This is a genomic window from Streptomyces sp. NBC_01429 (genome assembly GCF_036231945.1).
Classification (GTDB): Bacteria; Actinomycetota; Actinomycetes; order Streptomycetales; family Streptomycetaceae; genus Streptomyces.
Window position 1 is genome coordinate 3,391,208 of sequence record NZ_CP109599.1, and the last position, 23,972, is coordinate 3,415,179.

Genomic DNA, 23,972 nt, shown 5'->3' on the forward strand with positions numbered 1-23,972 from the left:
GGGACTACCCCGGGACTACGGACAATGCCTGTCCCGCTCGGTGCAGTTGGGCTGTACTCAACATGCATCGACAAGTTCCCTCATGAAGCGGAAGGAGTCTGCTCATGAAACGACGTGCGGCGGTCATCGGCCTCGGCCGCCAGGCGCTCGAAGACCACCTGCCCGGCCTGCTCGGCTCCAGCAGGGCCGAGCTGGTCGCGGTCTGCGACAGCGATCCTGGCGCCCTTCGCAGCGAGCGGGAAGCCCGCCAGGTTCCGGCGTTCGCCCGCGCCGCCGATCTGCTGGACACGGTGAAGCCGGACTTCGTGATCGTCGCGGTCCCGCACCACGCGGGCCGGGCCGTGATCGAGGAGTGCGCTTCAAGGGGCGTGCACGTACTCAAGGAAAAGCCGTTCGCCACCTCCCCGGAGGAGGCCCGCGAGTTGGCGGCGATATGCCGGCGGCAGTCGGTGGAGCTGATGGTCACGCTCCAGAGGCGCTTCGACCCGATCTATCACTCGGTGGTGCAGTTACTCGACCAGATCGGTACCCCGTTCCTGATCGACGCCCAGTACACGTTCCATACCGACGACCCCGGCGCCGGGTGGCGCGGAGACGTGAGCCGGGCCGGCGGCGGCTGCATCATCGACATGGGCTACCACCTGGTCGATCTGCTCCTGTGGTACTTCGGCATGCCCAGCCGTGTCATGGCCGACTTCTCCACGGCCGCACTGCCCGACGGCGGCTACGACGCCGAGGACACCGCTGTCATCCAACTGGGCTACGAATCCGGGCTTTACGGCACGGTGCTGCTGTCGCGCTGGATGGCGCCCAAGTCGGAAAGGCTGCATGTTGTGGGCACGCGTGGCTCGGTGCTGCTGACCAAGGGGCAGGTCCGGCGCCTCGCCCTGGACGGCACGGTCGTCGAGGAGCTGACCCGACCGTACGCCCCTGCCGGCGCGGCCACCGCCCAGATCGACCACTTCTGCCGGGTCCTGGACGGTGAACGGCCCAACGTGTCCGGCCCCGAGCAACACCTCGCCCATGCCGCCTTCATCGCCTCCTGCTACCGGTCGAAGACGGCCGGGCGCTATGTCGACCCGAGAGGAATGATGTGACCAAGTCTCCCGCTCTGCTCGGCGGTCAGCCTGCGGTGACCGCCCACGGACCGCACTTCGACTGGCCGCCGATCGACGAAACCACCCGTGCCAAGGTCGCCGCCCAACTCGACACAGCGGTCTCCATCCCCGGCCGGACCGGCATCGTGGCCCAGTTGGAGGACGCTCTCCAGGAATACTTCGGCGTCCGCCACGCGGTCACCACCAGCTCCGGAACCGCCGCCCTGCACGCTGTCTACTCGGCCGCGCGGATCCAGGCGGGGGACGAGGTGATCGTGCCGGCCTGGACTTTCCATGCCACCGCCTCCCCGCTGTTCCACCTCCGCGCGGTTCCGGTTCTCTGCGAGACCGGCCCGGACGGCAACATCGACCCGGCTCGCGTCGAGGAGCTGATCACCCCGAGCACCCGGGCGATCATGGTGACTCATCTGTGGGGCAGGCCGGCCGACATGCCGGCCCTGCGGTCGATCGCCGAGGCGCACGGCCTGGCCCTGCTGGAGGACGGTTCGCACGCCCACGGCGCGTCGTACGGCGGGCAGAAAGTCGGCACGTTCGGCCTTGCCGGGGCCTTCTCCCTCAACGGCCCCAAGCCGCTCTCCGGCGGTGAGGGCGGCTTCGTCCTCACCGATGACGACGACACGTACTACCGGCTGGTGAACTTCGCCCACTACAGCAAGCGGGCCAAGTCCGAGATCCCGGCCGGGCACCCGCTGGCCGCCTACGCGGTCACCGGGTCCGGCCTCAAGCTCCGCATCCACCCGCTGGCCGCAGCTCTCGCGCACGACCAACTCGGCCGCCTCGACGGTTACCTCATCGGCCGGGCCGAGATCGCCGACCACCTCACCACCGCGTTCGCGCGCATTCCCGGCCTCGCGGTCACGCCGATGCCCGATGGAGTGATCCCGTCCTGGTACGGGCTGACACTCACGTACCACCCCGAACAGCTCGGGGGCCTCGGACTCAAGCGCTTTCACCAGGCCCTGATCGCCGAGGGCGCCATCGAGTTCGACCGGCCCGGCTCCACGTGCCCCATGAATCAGCTGCCGCTCTACCAGAGCCCGGCCGTGCTGTTCCCCGGCCATCCGGGCTCCCACCGGCGGTACGGGAACGGGGATTTCCCAGTTGCCGAGCACGCCCACGCGCACACGCTCAAGCTGCCGGTCTGGCATCGTGAACAGGATCGTCCGCTGGCCGAGCAGTACGTCCTCGCGGCCGTCAAAGTGAGTGAGCACTACAAGGAGTTGCTGTGACGTCCCCCTTTGCCGATCCCTCGTTCGCTCCGCGACTGCTCTCCAATGCTCAGAAGGCCGAGGTCACCCGTTTCGTCGTCGCCGCTGTCATCACGGACGGCGACCGGGTTCTCCTGCTCCGGCGGCCGGCCGGCGACTTCATGCCGGGCCTGTGGGAGCTGCCGTCCGGAAAGGTCGAGGCGGGCGAGGGTTTCGAGGAGGCCCTGCGACGGGAGGCGGAGGAGGAGACCGGCCTGAGAATCCACCAGGTCGGTGCCTATCTGGGTCAGTTCGACTACCTCTCCGGGAGCGGCGCCCTGACCCGTCAGCTCACCTTCGAGGTCACTGTCGAGAAGACCGCGCCGATCGCCCTCACCGAGCACGACGACCACACCTGGGCCGACCGTCGCGCGCTCCCCGGTGTCAGCGACGCGGTCCGGCAACTGATCACCCGCTGACCGGCAGCCGGGAACGAGGGCGGGCGGGCACGGAACCCCACGCAGTCACATGACCCGTCGCCCGTGTGGCCCGTCGCGCGTGTGCCCGTCGGTCAGGCCGCGCGGCCCTCGATGTGGGTCTCCAGCCATGCCGGGAACTCCGTCAGGTCGTTGAGGATCACGTCCGCGCCCGCCGCGCGCAGTTCCGGCGCGTCGCACGGGCCGGTCGGTACGGCCACGGAGAGCGCCCCCGCCGTGCGGGCGCCGCGTACGTCTCCGGTGTGGTCGCCCACGTATACCGTCGCGGCGTGCTCGCGCAGCGCACGCGCCTTCTGCTCGGCCCACAGCTGGCCGACGACGGCGTCCGGCTCGATGCCGAGGTGGTCGAGGTGGAGCGCGGCGCTCGTGCCGTGCTTGGCGGTGACGACGATGGCGCGGCCGCCCAGCTCCCGGACGGCGGCGACGGCCTCGTGGGCGCCGGGCATGGCGAGGGTCGGGGCGATGGCGAGTGTGAGGTAGATCTCGCGGTAGCGGTCACGTATCTCCGGGATCCGCTCCTCGGGGAACCAGTACGCCAGCTCCACCTCCAGCGGCGGCCCGAGCCGGGTGACCGCGAGGTCCGCGTCGATCGGGACGCCGGTCTCGGCGGAGAGCGCGCTGTACGCGGCGTGGATGCCGGGACGGGAGTCGATCAGGGTCATGTCGAGGTCGAAGCCGACCGTGGGCGCGGAACGGGTGGTGAGAAGGGCCATGGAACCCATTGTGCCCAGGCGCGATATGCCCACTCCGGTGGCTGGATCAGGGTGCTTACACTGAGCCGGGACTCGGCCCGGCCCGAGCGCCCCGCCGTCCTGCCCCGGCCGTCCTGCACCTCCATTCCGACTCCTCCGATTGGTTCCGATGTCAGCCGCCGCCCCGACGACCCGCTCCACGGGACAGACCACCCGACGCGGCGTCGTCGCCCGCCGGGCCGGCTGGACCGTGGCGGCCGTCGTCGCCGTACTGCTCGCGGTCCTGCTGAGCCTCGCCGTCGGGGCCCGCGCCGTCGCACCCTCCGCCGTCCTGGACGCCCTGCTGCGCGGCGGGCACAGCGACGACGCCGAGGTGATACGCCAGCTGCGGCTGCCGCGCACGCTGATCGGACTGATGGTGGGGGCGGCGCTCGCGCTCGCGGGCACCGCCCTCCAGGGCGTCACCCGCAACCCGATCGCCGACCCCGGCATCCTCGGCGTCAGCCAGGGCGCCTCGGTGGGGGTGGTGCTGGCCATCACGTTCGCCGGGGTGCACACCCTGACCGGTTACGTCTGGTACGCGTTCGTGGGCGCGGGCATCGCCTCGGTCGCGGTGTACGCGATCGCCTCCAGCGGGCGCGGCGGCGCGACGCCCGTCAAACTCGCCCTCGGCGGCGCCGCGATCAACGCGCTGCTGGTGTCGGTGACCACGGGCGTGCTGACGACGAACGCGGCGACGATGGACGAGTTCCGCTTCTGGCAGGTCGGCTCGATCGCGGGCCGGGACGCCGAAGTGGCCCACCAGGTCTGGCCGTTCCTGCTGATCGGCACGGCCCTGGTGATATCCGTGGCCCGGGGCCTCGACGCCCTCGCCCTCGGCGAGGACGTGGCGAAGGGCCTGGGCCAGAACGTCGCGGCCGTCCGCGTGCTGGGCGGTCTCGGCGCGACCGTGCTGACGGGTGTGGGGGTCGCCGCCGCCGGGCCGATCGCCTTCATCGGGCTGGCCGTACCGCACATCGCCCGCGCGATCGTCGGCACCGACCACCGCTGGGTGCTGCCGATGGCCGCGCTGATCGGGCCCGTGATGCTGCTCGTCTCCGATGTCATCGGCCGGATCGTCTTCCCACCGGGCGAGGTTCCGGCGGGCGTGATGACGGCGCTGCTGGGCGTGCCGTTCCTCGTCACTCTCGTACGGCGGAAGGCGGTCCCGGCGTGAGCGCCCCCACAGCCACGGCCTCCACGGCTACGGGCCCCGCCGCCGGCGTCCGTCCGGCCGGTTACACGCGCGTCCGGATCGGCGGCGGGCGCGCTACGTTCCTGCTGCACCGGCGGGCGGCGGTCGTGGCCGCCGGGCTCACCGTCGCGCTCGGCCTGGTCTGCGTCGCGTATCTGAGCGTCGGCGAGAGCTTCGTACCGCCCTCCGAGGTGCTGCGGGTGCTGCTGGGGCGGGAGTCGTCCCAGGAACTCGTCGTGGGCACGCTGCGGCTGCCGCGCATGGTCGTCGGGCTGCTCGTCGGCCTCGCGTTCGGGGTCGCGGGCGGGCTGATCCAGACCGTCGCCCGCAACCCGCTGGCCAGCCCGGACATCATCGGCATCAGCCAGGGCGCGAGCGCGCTCACGGTCGGCGCGATGACGTTCGGGATCACGTCCTTCTCCGTACTGCCGTACGTGTCCGTCGCCGGAGGGATCGCTGCGGCGGCGCTCGTGTACCTCTTCGCCTGGCGCGGCGGGCTGCACGCCACGCGCTTCGTGCTCATCGGCATCGGGTTCGCGATCGCGCTGCGCTCGGTCACCACCCTCTTCCTCACCAAGGGCGACTATCTCGTCGCCCAGCAGGCCCAGGTGTGGATGACCGGCTCGCTCAACGGCCGGGGCTGGGACTCGGCCGCGCCGCTCGGCTGGGTGCTGCTGGCGCTGGCACCGGCGGTGGCGTGGGCCGCGTACGCGCAGCGCACCGTCTCGATGGACGACGACACCGCGACCGCGCTCGGGGTACGGCTCGGCCGGGTGCGGCTCGGTCTGGTGCTGCTGGGGGTGGTGCTGGCCTCGGTCGCGACGGGCGCGGCGGGGCCGGTGGACTTCGTGGCGCTGCTCGCCCCGCAGGTCGCCCGGCGGCTGACCCGTACCGCGCAGATCCCGCTGCTGTGCTCGGCGTTGCTGGGCGCGGTGATCGTCGTACTCGCGGATCTGCTGGCGCGGCGGCTGCTGTCGCCGACGGAGCTGCCGGTGGGCGTGCTGACGGCGGCGGTGGGCGCCCCGTATCTGATCTGGCTTCTGGTGAGGGGCCGGCGTATCCGCGGCCACACCGCAGGCACCGGCACAGGAGGCAAGGCGTGAGCAAACTGGTGGCCCGTGGGCTGACGCTCGCGTACGAGGACCGTACGGTCGTCCACGAACTGGACCTGAGCGTCCCCGACGGCCGGGTGTCGGTGATCGTCGGCCCGAACGCCTGCGGCAAGTCGACCACCCTGCGCGCGCTGGGGCGGCTGCTCAGGCCGAAGGGCGGTTCCGTACTGCTGGACGGTACGGAGCTGGCGAGGATCCCCACGCGGCGGATCGCCCAGTCGATCGGCCTGCTGCCGCAGTCGCCCGTGGCACCGGAGGCGATCACGGTCGCCGATCTGGTCTCGCGCGGCCGCCAGCCGCACCAGCACTGGTGGCAGCAGTGGTCGGACGAGGACGAGCGCGCGGTGACGGAGGCGATGGCGCGTACGGATGTGGCCGCGCTCGCCGACCGCTCGGTGGACGAGCTGTCGGGCGGCCAGCGCCAGCGCGTGTGGATCGCGATGGCGCTCGCGCAGGAGACGGAGCTGCTGCTCCTGGACGAGCCGACGACGTTCCTCGACATCTCCCACCAGGTGGAGGTGCTCGATCTGGTCCGCCGCCTCAACCACGAGCAGGGCCGTACGGTCGTGATCGTCCTGCACGACCTCAACCAGGCGGCCCGGTACGCGGATCACCTCGTCGCGATGAAGGCGGGCCGCATCGTGGCGGAGGGCGCGCCGGCCGAGGTGGTGACGGAGGAGCTGGTACGGGACGTCTTCGGCCTGGAGTCGGTGGTGATCCCCGACCCGGTGACGGGGTCGCCGCTGGTGGTGCCGGGGGCGCCGTACAGCCCGGAGGGCACGGGCACGCGGACCCGTAAGGGGTTTTCGGTCGCTCCGTCCGGGCGTTCGGTTCCGCCGGCTGGGTAGGAGGGGCCAGGGGGCGACTGCCCCTGCCCCGGTTATCGTCGGGGCAACCATTGACTCAGAGGGCGGGGACACCGGCATGGCATCGGCGCATGGACAGAACTACGGCTATCCGGGGGCCGACCCGTACGGTGGTCCGGCTCCCCGCAACGGCCTCGGCATCGCCGCGCTGGTGGTGGGTCTGATCGGGCTGGTGTTCTTCTGGACGGTCGTCGGCGGGATCGTGCTCGGTCTGCTGGCGATCGTCTTCGGCATCATCGGCTTCCTGCGCGGCAGGCGCGGGGAGGCGACGAACGGCACGATGTCGCTGATCGGCGCCATCATCGGCGCGCTCGCGCTCGTCGCGTCCGGGCTGCTCATCGCGGTGGGTGTGTCGTTCCTGAAGAGCGAGGAGTTCGGCAATCTGCGGGACTGCCTCCAGAGCGCGGACACGCAGGCGCAGCAGCAGAAGTGCCAGGACGACTTCAAGGACACCGTGAACTGAGCACCCTGCGCGGAAGCGGGTGCCGGGGGCTGCCCGGGGAGAGCTGCCCGGGTGCCGGGGTGACCGGGTGCCCGGGTGCCCGGGTGCCCGGGTGCCCGGGATGATCGGGATGACCGGGTGCCCGGGGGTGGCTGTCCGGGCACCCCTTCCTGCTTCCCGCCTGCCGCTTCCGCGGGGCTTCGCTACCTGGGCACCCGCTTCCGCCGGGCCCGCCACACCAGATACAGCGCCGACGACACCGCCGCCGTACGCAGCACCACCGGCCAGACGCCGGTGAGGGCGTCCGCCATACCGTCCTTGGGGATCGCCTCGCCCCAACGCTCGTCCAGGCGGCCCCAGATCCAGAGCAGACCGCCCGCCGCCGAGACACCCGGCAGGCCGAAGACCGCCCACTTGGCCTCGGCGCGCGAGAGGGTGCGGGAGGCGTACGCGAGGAGCCAGCCGCCGCCCAGCGCGAGCCACGACCCGAGAAAGGCGCCCGCGACGAGAAGCGCGGCCGCCAGCATGAGGAGCGGGTTGGACAGTCCCATGGCGCGCTTCTCCGCGCGGCGGCCCGGCACCACGCGCGGCCACCGCCGACGGCGACGGCCTTCGCCCGCCGCGTCCGGCCCCGTACCCTTGCCCGCCACGGTTTCGACGGCTTCGACGGCCTCGGCCGTCACGGCGGTATCCGTGCCGCGCCCGTTCGCGTTCGCGGTCCGGGTCCGCGCGGCCGGGCCCTTCTCGGTACCGGTCCCTTCACCGGTTTCGGCACCGTTCCCGGCGCCGGTCCCGTCGCCGTTCTCCGCGTCCTTCTTCGGCGGCGCCTTGAGGATCTCGGGAATCTCGATGCCGCCCACGAACCCGGTGCCGTGTCCAGCGCCGCGCGGCGGCTCACCCAGGGGTCCCGCCTCGATCCGCCACCAGTCGGGGGCCTGTCCGGGGTCCGGGGCAGGGTTCGTGGGCGCGGCCGGGGCCGGGGGCCTGACGGGGCGTTCGGTTCCGGCGGGCCGTTCCGGCTTGTCCAGACTCGGCGTCCGGGACGACAGAAATGACGTCAGCGCCTCCAGCGACTCCCGTGGTCCCTGTAGCCCTGGCGGCCCCGATGTCTCCGGTGGCCCCGATGCCTCCGGTGGCTTCTCGGCCTCCGGCTGCGGCTCCTCAGCCGACGGCGCCTCGGGCTTCTCCGGCTCCGCCAGCGGTGCGGGTGCAGGCGCGGGAGCCGGAGCGGGCGCAGGAGGCTCCCACGGCTCGTCGGGCGGTACGGGAACCATGGGACCGGCCGGCTCCATGACCGTCCCGCCCTCCCCGGGCGCCTCCGTATCCCCCTTACCCCCCTTGCTCCCCTTGCCGCCCTTGGCACCCATGGCGCCCATGAGCCCCTTTATCCCCATCGGCCGCGCCCGCTGCTCCGGTACCGCCCGTACCGCCGCCGCAGCCCCCTCGGTCCCGCCGCCGTGCTCGACCGCCGCCCGTACCAGCGCCGCCGGGTCCCCCAGCCGCCCCAGAATGCGGCGCACGGCCGCCGGGTTGTCGGTCGCGTACTTGCCGCGCTGACGGTCGATCTCGTTCCGCAGCGTCGAGACCAGCCGCATCCGGTCCCCGGAGGGCAGATGATGCTGCTGAGCCGCGTCCCCGACCCGGCTCAGATAGTCGTACACGAGCTGATCGCTCTCGATCCCCACACAGTCCTCCCCGCACCAGCGCGCACCTGCGGCAATGCCGTACCGCCACCCGTGTGCCCGCCGTCACGACGGCCACTCGCACGCGATGCTCGCGGAGTCGTCCCCGTACGTCCAGTACATACGTGCAGTACATACGTGCCGTACGTGGCCGGTCGCACCGGGGCGGGCCGGGCGGGGCGGGTTTCCGACCCGTCGCCTCGCACGCTCCTTCTCCCACTCCCCGATCGACGGACGGGCTAACGTGGAACGGATGGGGATCCGCGAAGCCCGAGCAGGAGGCGCACGTGCCTGAAGGAGTTCCAGAGGGGACCGGCAGTACGCCACCGCGCACGCTCGCGGAGGCGCTGCGCACCCGGGGTGACCGTTCGCTGACCGCCCTCCTGCGCGCCCGCCCCGAGCTGCTCAGCCCGGTACCGAACGATCTCTCCCAGCTCGCGACCAGGGCCGGCACCCGCGCCTCGGTCGTCCGGGCGCTGGAGCGGCTCGACCGGTTCACGCTCCAGACGGCGGAGGCGCTGGCCGTCGCGCCGGAGCCCGCGCCGTACGACACGCTGCGCGCGCTGCTGACCGGCGACGAGGGCGATCCGCGGATCGAGGCGGCGCTGCCGGTCGCCGTGGAGACCCTGCGCGACCAGGCGCTGATCTGGGGCGAGAACGACCGGCTGCGGCTGGTCCGTACCGCCCGTGAACTCCTCGCGCCCTCCCCCACGCACCCCTCGCCCACCGGTCTCGGCCCGACCGTCGCTGAGGCCACGGCGGGCATGTCGCCGGGCCGGCTCCAGGAGATCCTGATCTCGGCCGGGCTGCCCTCCACCCACGACCCGGTCTCGGCGGTCGCTTCGGTCACCGCGCTGTTCAACGACAGGACCCGGATGGCGGCGCTGCTGGACACCGCGCCGATGGAGGCGCTGTCGGTGCTGGACCGGCTGGTGTGGGGGCCGCCGTACGGAGAGGTGACGGCGAGTCCCACCCCGCCGGTGCGCTGGCTGCGCGACCGGGGGCTGCTGCTGCCCGCGACCGCCCGCACCGTCGTCCTGCCGCGCGAGGCCGCGCTGCATCTGCGCGCGGGGCGCGCGCACCGCAAGCCGGAGCCGGTGGCGCCGGAGGTGGCGCCGCGCGCCGACGCGGCGGGGACGGCGGGTTCGATGGGTTCGATGGGCTCCGCCGGGTCGGCGCCGTCGAACCGTCCACAGATGGTGGACAGTACGGCGGCCGGGCAGGCGTACACGGCGCTCGCCACCATCGAGGAGCTGGCCAAGGACTGGAACGAGGGCGGCCCGAACGTCCTGCGGGCCGGCGGGCTGTCCGTGCGCGATCTGAAGCGGACCGCCACCGCGCTGGACGTCACCGAGCCCGTGGCCGCCTTCTGGGTCGAACTGGCCTATGCGGCAGGGCTGTTGGCGCCGGACGGTCAGACCGACGAGCGGTACGCGCCGACACCGGCGTACGACGACTGGCAGGAGCTGCCCGCCCCCGAGCGATGGGCCCGGCTCGCCACCGCCTGGCTGACGGCGACCCGTACGGCCGGGCTGGTCGGCAGCCAGGACAGCAAGGGCCGCACGCTCGCCGTGCTCGGCCCCGACCTGGACCGGGGCCCGGCGCCCGAGGTACGGCGCCGGATCCTGGAACTCCTCGCCACGCTGCCCGAGGGCCTGGCCCCCGACCCCGAGTCGTTGCTCGCCCGGCTGCGCTGGGAGCGCCCGCTGCGCGGCGCGTCGGCGGGCGGGCGCCCCGACGACCTGCGCTCGCGGCTCGCGGCGTGGACGATGAACGAGGCGGAGATGCTGGGCTTCACGGGCCGGGGCGCGCTCTCGTCCCACGCCCGCGCGCTGCTCTCCCCGCCCCCGCAGGGCCGCCCGGACGCGCAGGCAGCAGCGGAGGGACGTGCGGCCGGTGCTTCCCCTACGGGTGCCCCTGCCTCTACGGGTGGCCCGGCCCCCACTGGCCCCACCCCTACGGGTGGCCCCACCCCTACGGGTACGAGCGTCGGCACCGCCGCCGAACTCGCCGCCGCCGGGGCCCGCGCGGCGCGCGTCCTCGCGCCGCTGCTGCCCGCGCCGCTCGATCACGTACTGCTCCAGGCCGACCTGACCGCCGTCGCCCCCGGTCCGCTCCTGCGTCCGCTCGCGGAGCTGCTCGCGATCGCGGCGGACGTCGAGTCGAAGGGCGGGGCGACCGTCTACCGCTTCACGCCCGGTTCCGTACGACGCGCTCTCGACGCCGGGCAGTCGGCGTCCGACCTGCACGACTTCCTCAAGGCCCACAGCCGTACGCCGGTGCCGCAGCCGCTCGCCTATCTGATCGACGACGTGGCGCGCAAACACGGCCATCTGCGGGTCGGTTCGGCCTCCGCTTACGTGCGCTGCGACGACGAGGCGGTCCTCGACGAGATCCTGGCGGACAAGCGGTCCCAGGGCATGCGGCTGCGCCGGCTGGCGCCGACCGTCCTGGCCGCCCACGCGGAGGCGGCGGCGCTGCTCGACGGGTTGCGCACCATGGGGTTCGCGCCGGCGGCGGAGTCCACCGAGGGCGATGTCATGATCACCCGCGCGCTCGCCCACCGCACCCCGCCCCGGGCGGCCCCCGTCCCCGTACCGGACGGCCCGCCCACGCCGGACGGGACGCTGCTGAGCGCGGCGGTGCGGGCGATCAGGGCCGGGGACATGGCCGCCACCGTCGTCCGCAAGCCGATGCCGGAGGCCACCGTCCCGGCGCCCGCGTCGGGCGCCGCCTCCCCCAGGGTGGCGGCCGTGAACGGCGCGCTCCCCCGCACCACCCCGGGCGAGACCCTCGCGACCGTCCAGGCCGCCGCCATGACGGGCTCGGCGGTCTGGATCGGCTACGTCAACGCGGACGGCGCGGCCAGCCAGCGCGTCATCGCGCCGGTACGGGTGGAGGGCGGCTACGTCACGGCGTACGACCACACGGCGGACGAAGTCCGCACGTACCCCCTGCACCGCATCACGGGCGTGGCGGAACTGGCCGACGACCCGGCCTGACGACAGCACGGCGTCACACCACGGACCTCACCGGTCCCGCACGCGCCCGAGCCGCGCCATGCGCTGGGACCAGGACTCGGTGCGGTCCGGGGAGGAGCCGGAGGCTGCGGCCGAGGCCGTGGCCTTCGGCTCGGTCTTCGGCTCGGTCTTCGTCGCGGGCTTCGGCTTGGCCTTCCGCGCGGGCTTCGGCTTGGACAAGGTTTTCGGCTTGGGCGCGGCCTTGGGCTTGGCCGTGGCCTTCGGCTTGGGCACGGCCTTGGGCTTGGGCGCGGCCTTCGGCTTGGGCGCGGCCTTCTGCTTGGGCTCCGCCGTAGCCGTCTCCCCCTCCGGCGCCCCTCCAGTCGCACCCGCCTCCCTGGGCACGGCCAGCATGTGGAACCGGCGCGACACCCGCCGCCCCACCAGCAGGTACGCGATCAGCGCGCCGCTCGTGTTCAGGATGACGTCGTCGACGTCGAAGGCCCGGCCCTCGATCATCGCGCCCTGGGCCAGCTCCACCAGCATCATCACCATCGCGGTGAGCAGCACCACCCGCAGCATCCGCAGCCTGCGCGGCATGAGCAGCGGAAGAAGCACCCCGAAGGGCGCCCCCATCAGCAGATTGCCGCCGATCTGCTTGCAGGCCGAGAGAAACGTGTAGTCCTCCGCGTACTGCCGCAGCGAGTGCCCCACCTGAAGGTTGGAGCCCGCCATCTCGACGGACGCCGGCGAGGGCGTCAACGTCAGCTCGGCCAGCACAGCGGCGAATGCCATCAGAGCGACAAACGCCACCGTCATGATCAGGATCCGCAGTACGGTCCTGCCCCACGAAATACCCCCGGGCGCGGCCTTCGTCGGCCCGGTCCGTTCCGTCTCAGCGGTCATAGCCCCCTGGTGCCCCGCCCCCGCCCGGATACGCCGCGCATCCGGGGCCGGATCGGCGCTCCGGGTGCGGTGCGGGTGGGGTGCGGTGCGCGAAAGGGATGTAGGCACTTGAAACCTCCCCTCCCTGAAGGGAAGGGGATTCCTGACCCTTCAGACGCACGCCGGCGCACGAGCCCGTGGCCCTCGTCGAGTTCGGCGGCATCGCGACACAGGGCCAGGGAAGCGTCAACCGCCCCGATCTAACGTCGCACTCGCGTTCGAACAGTGCCGCTAAATCTCAAGCGCCAGGGATGCGCTCTCCTCCGTGTCGCGCGATAGGCGAACATAGAGGGCGGCGCGCATACCCGGTGCGCTGGCCGGGACACCCTTCCGGTGTCGAGTACGGGGCATGGCCCGTGCGGTGGCAGGTGTTGTTTCTGTCACAAGACGACCCTATCTGGAGGAATGTGTGTCCTGCCTAATCGTCCAGAGCGACAAAACGTTGCTCCTCGAAGTCGACCACGAGCAGGCCGACGCCTGCCGCCGTGCCATCGCGCCCTTCGCCGAGTTGGAGCGCGCGCCCGAGCACATCCATACCTACCGGCTCACCCCGCTCGGTCTGTGGAACGCCAGGGCCGCCGGGCACGACGCCGAGCAGGTGGTCGACGCGCTGGTGGAGTTCTCTCGCTATCCGGTGCCGCACGCGCTGCTCGTCGATGTCGCCGAGACGATGGCCCGCTACGGCCGGCTCACCCTCTCCAAGCACCCCACCCACGGTCTCGTGCTGACCTCCACCGACCGGCCCGTGCTGGAGGAGATCCTCCGGTCCAAGAAGGTCCAGCCGCTGGTGGGCAACCGGATCGACCCCGACACCGTCGCCGTGCACCCGTCCGAGCGCGGCCAGATCAAGCAGACGCTCCTCAAGCTGGGCTGGCCCGCCGAGGACCTCGCGGGTTACGTGGACGGCGAGGCCCACGCCATCGAGCTGGCGGAGGACGGCTGGGCGCTGCGCCCGTACCAGAAGCAGGCCGTCGAGGGGTTCTGGCACGGCGGCTCCGGGGTCGTCGTACTGCCTTGTGGGGCGGGGAAGACGCTGGTCGGGGCGGGTGCGATGGCGCAGGCCAAGGCGACCACGCTGATTCTGGTGACCAATACCGTCTCCGCCCGGCAGTGGAAGCACGAGCTGGTGAAGCGGACCTCGCTGACCGAGGAGGAGATCGGGGAGTACAGCGGTACGAAGAAGGAGATCCGTCCGGTCACCATCGCCACGTACCAGGTCCTCACGACGCGCCGCAAAGGCGTCTATCCGCACCTGGAGCTGTTCGACTCCCGTGACTGGGGGCTGATCGTGTACGACGAGGTGCATCTGCTGCCCGCGCCCGTCTTCAAGTTCACCGCCGACCTCCAGGCCCGCCGTCGGCTCGGGCTGACGGCGACGCTCGTACGGGAGGACGGCCGCGAGTCGGACGTCTTCTCGCTCATCGGGCCGAAGCGGTTCGACGCGCCGTGGAAGGAGATCGAGGCGCAGGGCTACATCGCGCCCGCCGACTGCGTCGAGGTGCGGGTCAACCTCACGGACAGCGAGCGTCTCGCGTACGCGACCGCCGAGACGGAGGAGAAGTACCGCTTCTGCGCGACGACCGCCACGAAGCGGAAGGTGACGGAGGCGCTGGTGCGCAAGCATCAGGGCGAACAGACCCTGGTCATCGGCCAGTACATCGACCAGCTGGACGAACTGGGCGAGCATCTGGACGCCCCCGTCATCAAGGGCGAGACCAGCAACGCGCAGCGCGAGAAGCTCTTCGACGCGTTCCGGCAGGGCGAGATCTCCGTCCTCGTCGTCTCGAAGGTCGCGAACTTCTCGATCGACCTGCCGGAGGCGACGGTCGCGATCCAGGTATCGGGTACGTTCGGCTCCCGCCAGGAGGAGGCCCAGCGCCTGGGGCGCGTGCTGCGCCCGAAGGCGGACGGTCACGAGGCGCGCTTCTACTCGGTCGTCGCGCGCGACACCATCGACCAGGACTTCGCCGCGCACCGCCAGCGGTTCCTGGCGGAGCAGGGGTACGCGTACCGGATCGTGGACGCGGACGAGCTGCTGGCCGGGGACCGGGACCCGGAGGGCGGGGCCTGACGAAGGGGGGCGGTGGGGTCCGGATACGCGCTCGGCGCCCGCGCCCCTGCTCACCCGCGCCCCTGCTCACCCGCCCACCGGCGCATCGGCCCACCGAGCCCACCGGCCTACGGCGAGGAAACCGTCTCGGCGTCCGTACGCGGCGCCGGAAGCAGCCCCACGGCCGTCGGCTGCCTCTCGACCGCCCCCGCCGAGGTCCGGATCCGCGTGCGCCATGCCACGTACACCAGCAGGCCCAGCGCGGACAGGGCGTAGAGCGAGGTCAACGGCTGCTGCCACCAGGGCAGTCGGAGGTCCGGTTCCCCGGCGCGCGGGACCACGCCCAGATGGCCGCCCGCCGTCCAGACCACCCCGGCCGCCGCCGCGACCCGGAAGCGGCGCTCCGCGATCAGGACGGCGAGCAGCGGTACGCACCACACCCAGTGGTGGGTCCAGCTGACCGGCGCGACGAGCAGCGCGGTCAGCGCTGCGGTGAGCACGCCCCAGGTCTCCGACCGGGCCCTGACGACGGCCCGGCGCGCGATCCACAGCCCGCCGACGGCCGTGAGCCCGCCGGCCGCCACCCACCAGGCGCCGGGCTCGGGGGCGTAGGGAACGTGCGCGAGCAGCCCGTACAGCGACTGGTTGCCGGGCGACCCGCCGGCCCACGCCCCGTCGCTGCCAGAGCCCGTCCCGAGCCCTGTTCCGATTCCCGCCCCGGCTCCCGTCCCGATTCCTGTCTCGAAGACATGCCGCGTCCAGAACTCGCCACTGGCCTGCGGGAGCACGAGCATGCCGAGCAGTACGGTGCCGGTCAGGGCCGCGAGGGCGGTCAGCCCGGCCCGTACGCGCCCGGTCAGCAGCAGATAGCCGAGGAAGACGGCCGGGGTCAGGATGATCCCCGCCGCGATGCCCAGGGCGAAGCCCTTGCCGAGCGCGTGCTCGGGCCGGGACAGGTCCCACAGGACGAGGCAGGCGAGGGCGAGGCTGATCTGCCCGAACAGCATGGTCCGGAGGACGGGTTCGAGCCAGAGGCCGCCTGCGACGGCGACGGTGAAAGCGGCGAAGGTACCGGCGACGGGCGCGGGTCGCGGTACGCGGGCGAGCGGCATCCGGGACGACAGCGCGGCGAAGCGCCACGACAGCCGGACGAGCAGGGCGAACAGCGCGGCGTTCCCGACGAGGAGGACGATCTTGAGGGCGCCGACGGGCAGCCAGGTGGTGGGGACGAAGAGGATCGCGGCGAACGGCGGATATCCGGCGGACAACTGCCAGCCGGCGGCGCCGTGCAGGCCGGTCCCGTAGGGGTGGGATCCGTAGTGGCCGGTCCCGTAAGGGGCGGGTCCGTACAGGTCGGGCCCCTGTCCGTCCGTACGGGAGGCGTCTGTACGGGAGGCGTCCGCACCGTAGATGTCCGTGCCGCCGACGACGGCCGCGCCCTCGGCCCGGTAGACGAGTGCGTCGGCCATGGGGACGTGCCCGGCGAGGCAGAGCACGACGAGTGCGGCCAGCGACAGGGCGAGCAGGCCCACTGCGGCGAGTGAGCGAAGCGTCACAGTCCGGTAGGTCACGGCCGCGACCCTAGTGGATCCGGAGATGCCACCCGGACGCGTCAGAGGTCAATCACCCCTGTCAAGAAGGCCAATGGGGCCAATGAGGCCGGGAAAGGCCGACAGACCGGGGAATCCGGAGGAGGCGACGGACCGGGGACCGTCAACGGCGCTTGATACCCGCCTCCTCCCGGAACTCCCCCATGACGGCCACGCTGAAAGCGGTGGACAGGAAGACCCGGACGGCGCGCAGCGCGTTGCCGACGGGGTGGGCCGGGTGCGCGGCGGAGTCCGTGGCGGCAGCGGTGGCGGGGGCGGCGGACGCTGGGGTGAAAGTCGCTGTGGTCATGTCTCCATGGTGGTTTCCGCAGCTGTGCGAGGCATCGCCCTGGGGTGGGAACCTCATATGAGGCCGTGTCCGTCTCCGGGCCGAGGGGATCCCCTACGGGAAGGAGCGCGGGTACCGTCCGCCGGACGGAGGGGATCGGAGCGGAGGGAACGGAGCGGAACGCGGAGGGGGAGCGCGTACGGCGCGGAAAAGCATTCGCCTGCCCGCCACCCGATGGCTACAATCTCCCACCTTGCCCGCCTCCCCTGGGAGCGCCGTCGTCCGGACGGAAACCGGACGGCCACCGCCATGACGTGATCCACGCCGTACGGCTCACCCGCGACCCGTCCCCGGACGAAGCGCGGCGCCTCGGCGTGCGTACAGCCAGCCCCGGAGGCCCTACCGTGTCCGCGCCACCCCCCGCCCGCACCTCCGACCCGGTCGACCCCGCAGACGTAGACCCCGCCGCCCCCCTCGACCCCGCAGCCCCGGTAGACCCCGCCGATCCCCTCGCCCAGGAACGCGCCCACCTCAGCGCCTCCCGCTCCGCGCTGCGCGCCATGCGCGAGGACGTCCAGTCCCTCGACATCCGCGATGTCACGGCGAACTGGGTGAACGCCGCCGTCCTGGAGTCCCAGATCGAGGCGCGCGTCAAGGCGCTCGCCGATCTCGCCCACACCCCGCTCTTCTTCGGCCGGCTCGACTACCTGCACCGCGTCGGCGCGGCCGAGGCGGAGACCGGGGACACGGACGGAGACCGCTTCTACATCGGGCGGCGCCATGTCCACGACGCCGGCGGCGACCCGATGGTGGTCGACTGGCGCGCGCCCGTCTCCCAGCCCTTCTACCGCGCCTCGAAGCAGGACCCGCAGGACGTCGGGCTGCGCCGCCGCTTCGGCTACACCGCCGGCGACCTCACCGCGTACGAGGACGAGCATCTCTCCGACCCGTCGGAGGCGGCCACCTCCAGCAAGCTGCTCCAGGCGGAGATCGAACGGCCGCGCGTCGGCCCCATGCGCGACATCGTCGCCACGATCCAGCCCGAGCAGGACGAGATCGTACGAGGCGAGCTGGGCGGCACCATCTGCGTCCAGGGCGGTCCCGGCACCGGGAAGACCGCCGTCGGCCTGCACCGGGTCGCGTATCTGCTGTACGCGTACCGCGAGCGGCTGGCCCGCACCGGAACGCTGATCATCGGACCGAACGCGTCCTTCCTGCACTACATCGAGCAAGTGCTGCCCGCGCTCGGCGAGATGCACGTGAAGCAGTCCACGGTGGACGGTCTGGTGACCGCCGCCGTCGAGGTGCGCGGCACGGATCCCGCGTCCGCAGCCGTCGTCAAGGGCGACGCCCGGATGGCGGAGGTGCTGCGGCGGGCCGTACGGTCCCATGTCACCGCGCCCACCGAGCCGGTCGTGGTCGTGCGCGGCTCGCGGCGGTGGCGGGTCCCGGCGTACGAGGTCGAGGAGATCGTCCAGCAGCTGCTGGCCCGCGACATGCGGTACGGAGCCGCGCGCGAGGCGCTGCCCCGGCGCATCGCGCACGCCGTGCTCGTACGGATGGAGGAGGCGGGCGAGTCGCCGGACGACCGGGTGCAGGACGCGGTCGCCCGCAACCCGGCCGTGAAGGCGGCCGTGAAGGCCGTATGGCCGCCGGTCGACCCGGAGAAGCTGGTGCTGCGGCTGCTCTCCGACCCGGAGTTCCTGGCCGCGCACGCGGACGGTCTGCTGACCGCCGACGAGCAGCACAGCATCCTGTGGACGAAGCCGGCGCGCAGCGTGAAGTCGGCGAAGTGGTCGTCGGCGGACGCGGTCCTGATCGACGAGGCGGGCGATCTGATCGCGCGTACGCACTCGTTGGGGCACGTCGTCCTGGACGAGGCGCAGGATCTGTCCCCCATGCAGTACCGCGCGGTGGGCCGCCGCTGCTCGACCGGTTCGGCGACGGTCCTGGGCGACCTGGCGCAGGGCACCACCCCCTGGGCGACCGGGAGCTGGGCGGAGGCGCTGCGGCATCTCGGCAAGTCGGAGGCGGTGGTGGAGGAGCTGACGGCGGGCTTCCGCGTGCCGCGCGAGGTCATCGCGTACGCCTCACGGCTGCTGCCGGTCATCTCGCCGGGGCTGGCGGAGGTGGCATCCGTACGTGAGTCGCCCGGCTCCCTCTCCGTACGGGAGATCCCTGATCCCGAGGCTCTGGACGCGGCGCTGGTGGCGGCCTGCGTGGAGTCCCTCACCCACGAGGGCTCCACCGGCCTGATCGCGGCGGACGCCCGGATTCCGGTACTGGCGGAGGCCCTGACGGCGGCGGGTCTGCCGTACCTCTCCCCGGGCGAGGAGACGACGGCGGAGGCGCGCCTGACGCTGGTGCCGGCCTCGCTGGCGAAGGGCCTGGAGTACGACTACGTCGTCCTGGACGAACCGGCGGCGGTAGTGGCGGGCGAACCGGACGAACGCACGGGCCTGCGGAGGCTGTACGTGGCCCTGACCCGAGCGGTCTCTGGCCTGATCGTCCTGCACGCGGACGCGCTGCCGGAAGCGCTGGGGAACGAATAAAACCAACCCGCACATGCGCCCCATCACCACCGACGGCGCGATGCCGGGCCCACCACCCGGCACCCACCCACCCCCATCACCACCCACCAGCGGTGCGGGAGCGGGCCCAGCCGCCCCCACCCCAACCCCACCCCCACCCCCACCAGCGGTGCGGGGGCGGGCCCACCGGCGGGAGGGGGCCGGGGCCGCAGGAGGTGCGTGTCCGGACAATAAAGCGTGATTTGTGCCGCTCGCGGCCCGCACCTGAAGAACCGGGCCGCACGCGGCGTAAATCATGCCGTCCGGACATGCGCCTCCGGAGGCGCCAGCCCCCGCACCACGACGAACAGCCCCGCACCACCCCGCACCGCGCACCCCCACCCCGCCGCACCCCGAACCCCGCCGCCACCAGGCGGCCCCGCCCCCACAAGCGCGCCCCCTCACCCGTCCAGCGCCACCCGCCACCCCCGTACCGCCCCCGCGTCCACCGGCCCCTCCCACCCCGCCGGGCGCGCCGCGCCGCCGATGTGGAACGCGGTCACCCCCGCCGCCCGCAGCACCGGCAGGTGTTCGAGGCGGAGCCCGCCGCCCACCATGAGGCGCTGCCCGTACCCGGGCTCGCCGCGCTCCCCGTCCGCCGCCTCGGCCAGCAGCACCGGCAGGCCGCTGTCGACGCCCGCCGGGGACCCCGCCGTGAGGTACGTGTCGAGCCCCGGCAGGTCCGCGAGCCGCTTGCGCAGCGCGTCGCGGTCGGCCGCGTGGTCGATCGCCCGGTGGAACGTCCAGCGGCAGCCGTCCAGTTCGGCGATCAGCCGTTCCGCCGTGACGAGGTCGGGGGAGCCGTCCGCGTCGAGGAAGCCGAAGACGAATTCGTCCGCGCCCTCCGCGCGCAGCCCGCGCGCGGCCTCCACCAGGCTGTCCGCGCCGAGCGGCGCGGGGCGGTCGACGGCGAAGCCGTCCGTGAGCCGCAGCATCACCCGTAGGGGGATGTCCACGGCGGCCCGGATCTTCGCGAAGGTCTCGCGCGGCGGGGTCAGCCCGTCCGCCGCCATGTCGGTGACGAGTTCGAGGCGGTCGGCGCCTCCGCCCTGGGCCGCGACGGCGTCCTCCGCGTCGAGAGCGATCACCTCCAGAACTGCACGCTTGCTCATGAGACCTCATTCGTAGGGGGCACCGACCGGTACAGGTCTAGTCCAATGCCCAGCCTAAAGGTCAACCCCGCCCGTGCGCATCAGCGCATCGAGACACAGGCACCTCTCGCTCCCCCACTCCATCCCACCCCCGCCCGTCGCCCACCCCACCCTTGCCCTTCATACCCCCGAGGGGTATACATGAAGGAGCGAGATACCCCTCGGGGGTACGATGGATCCGTTCGATGAGAAGGAGCGCCAGCCATGAGCACCACCCGGACCTCCGGCGCCGCGCCCGGCCAGGGCACGGACGGTGCCGCGGGCACCACCGCCGACGTCGAGCTGATCATCGGCGGCATGACCTGCGCCTCCTGCGCGGCGCGCGTCGAGAAGAAGCTCAACCGTATGGACGGGGTCGAGGCCACCGTCAACTACGCCACCGAGAAGGCCAAGGTCAGCTATAGGGGCGAGGACGTCGGCGTCCAGGACCTGATCGCCACCGTAGAGGCGACCGGCTACACGGCCACCGAGCCCGCCCCCGTACACCCGTCGCCCACGCGGGGCGCGACGCACAGCACAGCGGACAGCACAGCGGACGGCACACCGGGCAACACACCAGGCGGCGCACCGGACGGTACGACAGACGCCGAGGTCGCCCGCGAGCGCGAACTCAAGACCCTGCGCGAGCGCCTGCTGACCGCCGTCGTCCTCTCCGTGCCCGTCATCGCGATGGCCATGATCCCGGCCCTCCAGTTCGACAACTGGCAGTGGCTCTCCCTCACCCTCGCCGCCCCCGTGGTCGTCTACGCGGGCTGGCCCTTCCACCGCGCCGCCTGGACCAACGCCCGGCACGGCGCGGCCACGATGGACACCCTCATCTCCGTCGGCACCTCGGCCGCGTTCCTGTGGTCGCTGTGGGCGCTGTTCTTCGGTACGGCGGGCATGCCGGGCATGTCGCACCCCTTCGAGCTGACCATCAGCCGGGGCGACGGCGCCGGGAACATCTACCTCGAAGCCGCGGCCGGGGTGACCATGTTCATCCTGGCGGGCCGCTACTTCGAGGTGCGCGCCAAGCGCCGGGCGGGGGCGGCGCTGCGCGCGCTGCTGGAGCTGGGCGCGAAGGAGGTCACCGTCGTACGGGACGGGCGCGAGGAGCGCGTCCCGACGGCGGAACTCCAGGTCGGGGACGTGTTCCTGGTGCGTCCCGGCGAGAAGATCGCCACGGACGGCACGGTCGTGGAGGGCTCGTCGGCCGTCGACGCCTCGATGCTGACGGGCGAGTCCGTGCCCGCCGAGGTCGCCGTGGGTGACACCGTCGCCGGCGCCACGCTCAACGCGGGCGGCCGGCTCGTCGTACGGGCGACCCGGATCGGCGCCGACACGCAACTGGCCCGCATGGCGCGCCTGGTGGAGGACGCGCAGAACGGCAAGGCGGCGGTCCAGCGCCTCGCCGACCGGATCTCCGCCGTCTTCGTACCGGTGGTGATCCTCCTCGCGCTCGGCACCTTCGGCGTCTGGCTGGCGATCGGCGCCGGCGCGACCGCCGCGTTCACCGCCGCCGTCGCCGTACTGATCATCGCCTGCCCGTGCGCCCTCGGCCTGGCCACTCCGACCGCGCTGATGGTCGGTACGGGGCGGGGCGCGCAGCTCGGCATTCTGATCAAGGGGCCCGAGGTGCTGGAGTCCACCCGTCGCGTGGACACGATCGTGCTGGACAAGACGGGCACGGTCACCACCGGGAAGATGACGCTCCTGGAGGCCCGTACCGCCACCGGTACGGACGAGAGCGACCTCCTGCGGCTGGCTGGCGCCCTGGAGCACGCCTCCGAGCACCCCATCGCGCGCGCCGTCGCCGAGGGGGCGGCGGAGCGCGTCGGTACGCTGCCGGTCCCCGAGGACTTCGCCAACGTCCCGGGCCTCGGGGTGCGGGGCGTGGTCGAGGGCCATGCGGTGCTCGTCGGCCGGGCCGCGCTGCTCGCGGAGTGGGAGATCCGCCTCCCGGAGGAGCTGGAGCGGGCGCGGACGGAGGCCGAGACGGCGGGCCGTACGGCGATCGCGGTGGCCTGGGACGGCGAGGCGCGGGGCGTGCTCGAAGTGGCCGACGCGGTGAAGGAGACCAGCCCGGAGGCCGTCAGCCGGCTGCGCGCCCTCGGCCTGACGCCGATCCTGCTCACCGGCGACAACAGCGCCGTCGCCCGGTCGGTGGCCGCCGAGGTCGGCATCGACAGCGGGAACGTCATCGCTGAGGTCATGCCCGAGGACAAGGTGGACGTCGTCAAGAAGCTCCAGGCGGAGGGCGCGTCCGTCGCCATGGTCGGCGACGGGGTGAACGACGCCGCCGCCCTCGCCCAGGCCGATCTGGGCCTGGCCATGGGGACGGGCACGGACGCGGCCATAGAGGCGGGCGACCTCACGCTCGTACGGGGTGATCTGCGCGTCGCGGCCGACGCCATCCGGCTGGCACGCCGCACGCTGGGCACGATCCGCACCAATCTGTTCTGGGCGTTCGCGTACAACGTCGCGGCGCTGCCCCTGGCGGCCGCGGGGTTCCTCAACCCGATGATCGCGGGCGCGGCGATGGCCTTCTCGTCGGTGTTCGTGGTCGGGAACAGCCAGCGGCTGAGGGGCTTCAAGGCGTCGTGACGCGTACGTCGTAGCCGACGTACGTACGTAGTACGTACGTCACTCACGGGCCGGGCCGGAGGCGGATGCGCCGAGGGCCCGGCCCTATCGTCGAGGCCATGCCCGACCAGACACCGGATCCGCAGTCCCAGCCCCAGCCCCAGCCCTCCGACGCCGGCCTCCGCCACCGCTTCGCCGCCGCGCTCCACGCCGCGCGCGGCCCGGCCGGGGGCCCCGACCCGGCCCCGTACGCGGACGCCCTGCTCGCCCGCTGGGCCGAGCCCTGGCGGCGTTACCACACCGCGGCCCATCTGACCGCCGTCCTGGAGCACGTCGACACCCTGGCCGGGTACGCGGACGCCCCCGATCTCGTACGGCTCGCCGCCTGGTTCCACGACGCCGTCCACCGTCCCGACCGTTCGGAGAACGAGGAGCGCTCGGCCCGGCTCGCCGAACGCGCCCTGACCGAGGCCGGGCTGAGCGAGGACCGTACGGCCGAGGTCGCCCGGCTCGTCCGGCTCACCGCCAGCCACAGCACCGCCCCCGACGACCGCGACGGCGCCGTCCTGTGCGACGCGGACCTCGCGATCCTGGCCACCGGGCCCGCCGCGTACGCCGCCTACGCGGCAGCCGTGCGGGCGGAGTACGGCTTCCTGCCGGACGAGACCTTCCGCGCGGGGCGCGCGGACGTGCTGGAGCGGCTGCTCGCGCTGCCGGGTCTGTTCCGTACCCAGTACGGAGTACGGGAGTGGGAGGCGCGGGCGCGCGGGAACGTGACGGAGGAGCTGCGGACGCTGACGGGGCGATGCCCGTCACGGTGACGGTCGGCACGGCAGTCGCCGTCACAGCGGCTGTCGTCACAGTAACTGTCGTCACAGTGACTGTCGTCTCAGTAACTGGGAGGTAGCACCGCGCGCGGAATGCGACGGCCCGCGCGGCCGTTGGCACCTGTCATGCCAGACTCCGCCGATCCCGCTCTCCCCACCGTCCCCGATCACGCCGCACCGCCCGTTTCCCCAGCTTCCC

The 23,972-nt window shown here is 72.8% G+C and carries 18 protein-coding genes; 12 read left to right on the plus strand and 6 right to left on the minus strand.

Annotated elements, in window-relative coordinates:
* Positions 1-104: 104 nt before the first annotated feature.
* From OG627_RS14440 to OG627_RS14450, 3 genes are read left to right on the plus strand one after another with little or no spacing between them, the layout of a single operon-like run.
* The gene (locus OG627_RS14440; RefSeq protein WP_329065116.1) at positions 105-1,097 is read left to right on the plus strand and encodes a Gfo/Idh/MocA family protein; all 993 of its coding nucleotides are present in this window, start codon (positions 105-107) and stop codon (positions 1,095-1,097) included.
* On the plus strand, positions 1,094-2,347 hold the full coding sequence (locus OG627_RS14445) for a DegT/DnrJ/EryC1/StrS family aminotransferase (RefSeq protein WP_329065118.1): 1,254 nt from the start codon (positions 1,094-1,096) through the stop codon (positions 2,345-2,347). The genes OG627_RS14440 and OG627_RS14445 overlap by 4 nt, the downstream gene beginning before the upstream one ends.
* On the plus strand, positions 2,344-2,784 hold the full coding sequence (locus tag OG627_RS14450) for an NUDIX domain-containing protein (RefSeq protein WP_329065119.1): 441 nt from the start codon (positions 2,344-2,346) through the stop codon (positions 2,782-2,784). The genes OG627_RS14445 and OG627_RS14450 overlap by 4 nt, the downstream gene beginning before the upstream one ends.
* A gap of 92 nt (positions 2,785-2,876) precedes the next feature.
* On the opposite strand, the gene OG627_RS14455 is transcribed toward OG627_RS14450, so the two are convergent.
* Positions 2,877-3,515, minus strand: coding sequence for an HAD family hydrolase (locus OG627_RS14455; protein WP_329065121.1), 639 nt, complete (start codon positions 3,513-3,515; stop codon positions 2,877-2,879).
* A gap of 148 nt (positions 3,516-3,663) precedes the next feature.
* Between OG627_RS14455 and OG627_RS14460 the strand changes: the two genes are divergently transcribed.
* The 4 genes from OG627_RS14460 to OG627_RS14475 all read left to right on the plus strand — a co-directional run bounded on the left by OG627_RS14460 (position 3,664) and on the right by OG627_RS14475 (position 7,169).
* Positions 3,664-4,710 (plus strand): FecCD family ABC transporter permease, encoded by a 1,047-nt coding sequence (locus tag OG627_RS14460; RefSeq protein WP_329065122.1) that lies wholly within the window; start codon positions 3,664-3,666, stop codon positions 4,708-4,710.
* Positions 4,707-5,831 (plus strand): FecCD family ABC transporter permease, encoded by a 1,125-nt coding sequence (locus OG627_RS14465; protein WP_329065124.1) that lies wholly within the window; start codon positions 4,707-4,709, stop codon positions 5,829-5,831. Before OG627_RS14460 ends, OG627_RS14465 begins: the two co-directional genes overlap by 4 nt.
* Positions 5,828-6,688 carry an ABC transporter ATP-binding protein gene (locus OG627_RS14470; RefSeq protein ID WP_329065126.1) on the plus strand — a complete coding sequence of 287 codons (861 nt, stop codon included), beginning with the start codon at positions 5,828-5,830 and terminating at the stop codon, positions 6,686-6,688. Before OG627_RS14465 ends, OG627_RS14470 begins: the two co-directional genes overlap by 4 nt.
* A gap of 76 nt (positions 6,689-6,764) precedes the next feature.
* Positions 6,765-7,169, plus strand: a complete 405-nt coding sequence (locus OG627_RS14475; RefSeq protein ID WP_329065128.1) for a DUF4190 domain-containing protein — start codon at positions 6,765-6,767, stop codon at positions 7,167-7,169.
* Between the two features lie 182 nt (positions 7,170-7,351).
* On the opposite strand, the gene OG627_RS14480 is transcribed toward OG627_RS14475, so the two are convergent.
* Positions 7,352-8,833 carry a hypothetical protein gene (locus tag OG627_RS14480; RefSeq protein ID WP_329065130.1) on the minus strand — a complete coding sequence of 494 codons (1,482 nt, stop codon included), beginning with the start codon at positions 8,831-8,833 and terminating at the stop codon, positions 7,352-7,354.
* A 284-nt stretch (positions 8,834-9,117) separates the two neighbouring features.
* Here OG627_RS14480 and OG627_RS14485 point away from each other — a divergent pair, with 284 nt between their 5' ends.
* Complete coding sequence (locus OG627_RS14485; RefSeq protein WP_329065132.1) at positions 9,118-11,832, plus strand: helicase C-terminal domain-containing protein; 2,715 nt, start codon at positions 9,118-9,120, stop codon at positions 11,830-11,832.
* Between the two features lie 27 nt (positions 11,833-11,859).
* Here OG627_RS14485 and OG627_RS14490 read toward each other — a convergent pair whose 3' ends face one another.
* Positions 11,860-12,696, minus strand: coding sequence for a VanZ family protein (locus OG627_RS14490; protein ID WP_329065135.1), 837 nt, complete (start codon positions 12,694-12,696; stop codon positions 11,860-11,862).
* A 448-nt stretch (positions 12,697-13,144) separates the two neighbouring features.
* Between OG627_RS14490 and OG627_RS14495 the strand changes: the two genes are divergently transcribed.
* Positions 13,145-14,806 (plus strand): DNA repair helicase XPB, encoded by a 1,662-nt coding sequence (locus OG627_RS14495; RefSeq protein WP_329065137.1) that lies wholly within the window; start codon positions 13,145-13,147, stop codon positions 14,804-14,806.
* Between the two features lie 107 nt (positions 14,807-14,913).
* Here OG627_RS14495 and OG627_RS14500 read toward each other — a convergent pair whose 3' ends face one another.
* Complete coding sequence (locus tag OG627_RS14500; RefSeq protein WP_329072656.1) at positions 14,914-16,311, minus strand: glycosyltransferase 87 family protein; 1,398 nt, start codon at positions 16,309-16,311, stop codon at positions 14,914-14,916.
* Positions 16,312-16,498: 187 nt separating this feature from the next.
* Positions 16,499-16,684: a hypothetical protein gene (locus OG627_RS14505; protein WP_329065139.1), complete on the minus strand. Its 186-nt coding sequence runs from the start codon at positions 16,682-16,684 to the stop codon at positions 16,499-16,501.
* 383 nt (positions 16,685-17,067) lie between these two features.
* Here OG627_RS14505 and OG627_RS14510 point away from each other — a divergent pair, with 383 nt between their 5' ends.
* Positions 17,068-19,215, plus strand: a complete 2,148-nt coding sequence (locus OG627_RS14510) for a HelD family protein (protein WP_329065141.1) — start codon at positions 17,068-17,070, stop codon at positions 19,213-19,215.
* A gap of 419 nt (positions 19,216-19,634) precedes the next feature.
* Here OG627_RS14510 and OG627_RS14515 read toward each other — a convergent pair whose 3' ends face one another.
* A complete protein-coding gene (locus OG627_RS14515) occupies positions 19,635-20,345 on the minus strand; it encodes a copper homeostasis protein CutC (protein WP_329065142.1) in 711 nt (236 codons plus the stop codon).
* 336 nt (positions 20,346-20,681) lie between these two features.
* Here OG627_RS14515 and OG627_RS14520 point away from each other — a divergent pair, with 336 nt between their 5' ends.
* Entirely contained in the window at positions 20,682-22,967 is a 2,286-nt protein-coding gene (locus OG627_RS14520) for a heavy metal translocating P-type ATPase (RefSeq protein WP_443073625.1), read from the plus strand.
* A 98-nt stretch (positions 22,968-23,065) separates the two neighbouring features.
* Positions 23,066-23,767 (plus strand): HD domain-containing protein, encoded by a 702-nt coding sequence (locus OG627_RS14525; protein WP_329065145.1) that lies wholly within the window; start codon positions 23,066-23,068, stop codon positions 23,765-23,767.
* The last annotated feature ends 205 nt before the right edge of the window (positions 23,768-23,972 follow it).

Excerpts from the sequence above, each read along its gene's own strand:
- OG627_RS14440 (WP_329065116.1), top strand. The coding sequence starts at position 105 with ATGAAACGACGTGCGGCGGTCATCGGCCTCGGCCGCCAGGCGCTCGAA.
- OG627_RS14455 (WP_329065121.1), bottom strand. The coding sequence starts at position 3,515 with ATGGCCCTTCTCACCACCCGTTCCGCGCCCACGGTCGGCTTCGACCTC.
- OG627_RS14460 (WP_329065122.1), top strand. The coding sequence starts at position 3,664 with ATGTCAGCCGCCGCCCCGACGACCCGCTCCACGGGACAGACCACCCGA.
- OG627_RS14475 (WP_329065128.1), top strand. The coding sequence starts at position 6,765 with ATGGCATCGGCGCATGGACAGAACTACGGCTATCCGGGGGCCGACCCG.
- OG627_RS14490 (WP_329065135.1), bottom strand. The coding sequence starts at position 12,696 with ATGACCGCTGAGACGGAACGGACCGGGCCGACGAAGGCCGCGCCCGGG.
- OG627_RS14505 (WP_329065139.1), bottom strand. The coding sequence starts at position 16,684 with ATGACCACAGCGACTTTCACCCCAGCGTCCGCCGCCCCCGCCACCGCT.
- OG627_RS14515 (WP_329065142.1), bottom strand. The coding sequence starts at position 20,345 with ATGAGCAAGCGTGCAGTTCTGGAGGTGATCGCTCTCGACGCGGAGGAC.
- OG627_RS14520 (WP_443073625.1), top strand. The coding sequence starts at position 20,682 with ATGACCTGCGCCTCCTGCGCGGCGCGCGTCGAGAAGAAGCTCAACCGT.
- OG627_RS14525 (WP_329065145.1), top strand. The coding sequence starts at position 23,066 with ATGCCCGACCAGACACCGGATCCGCAGTCCCAGCCCCAGCCCCAGCCC.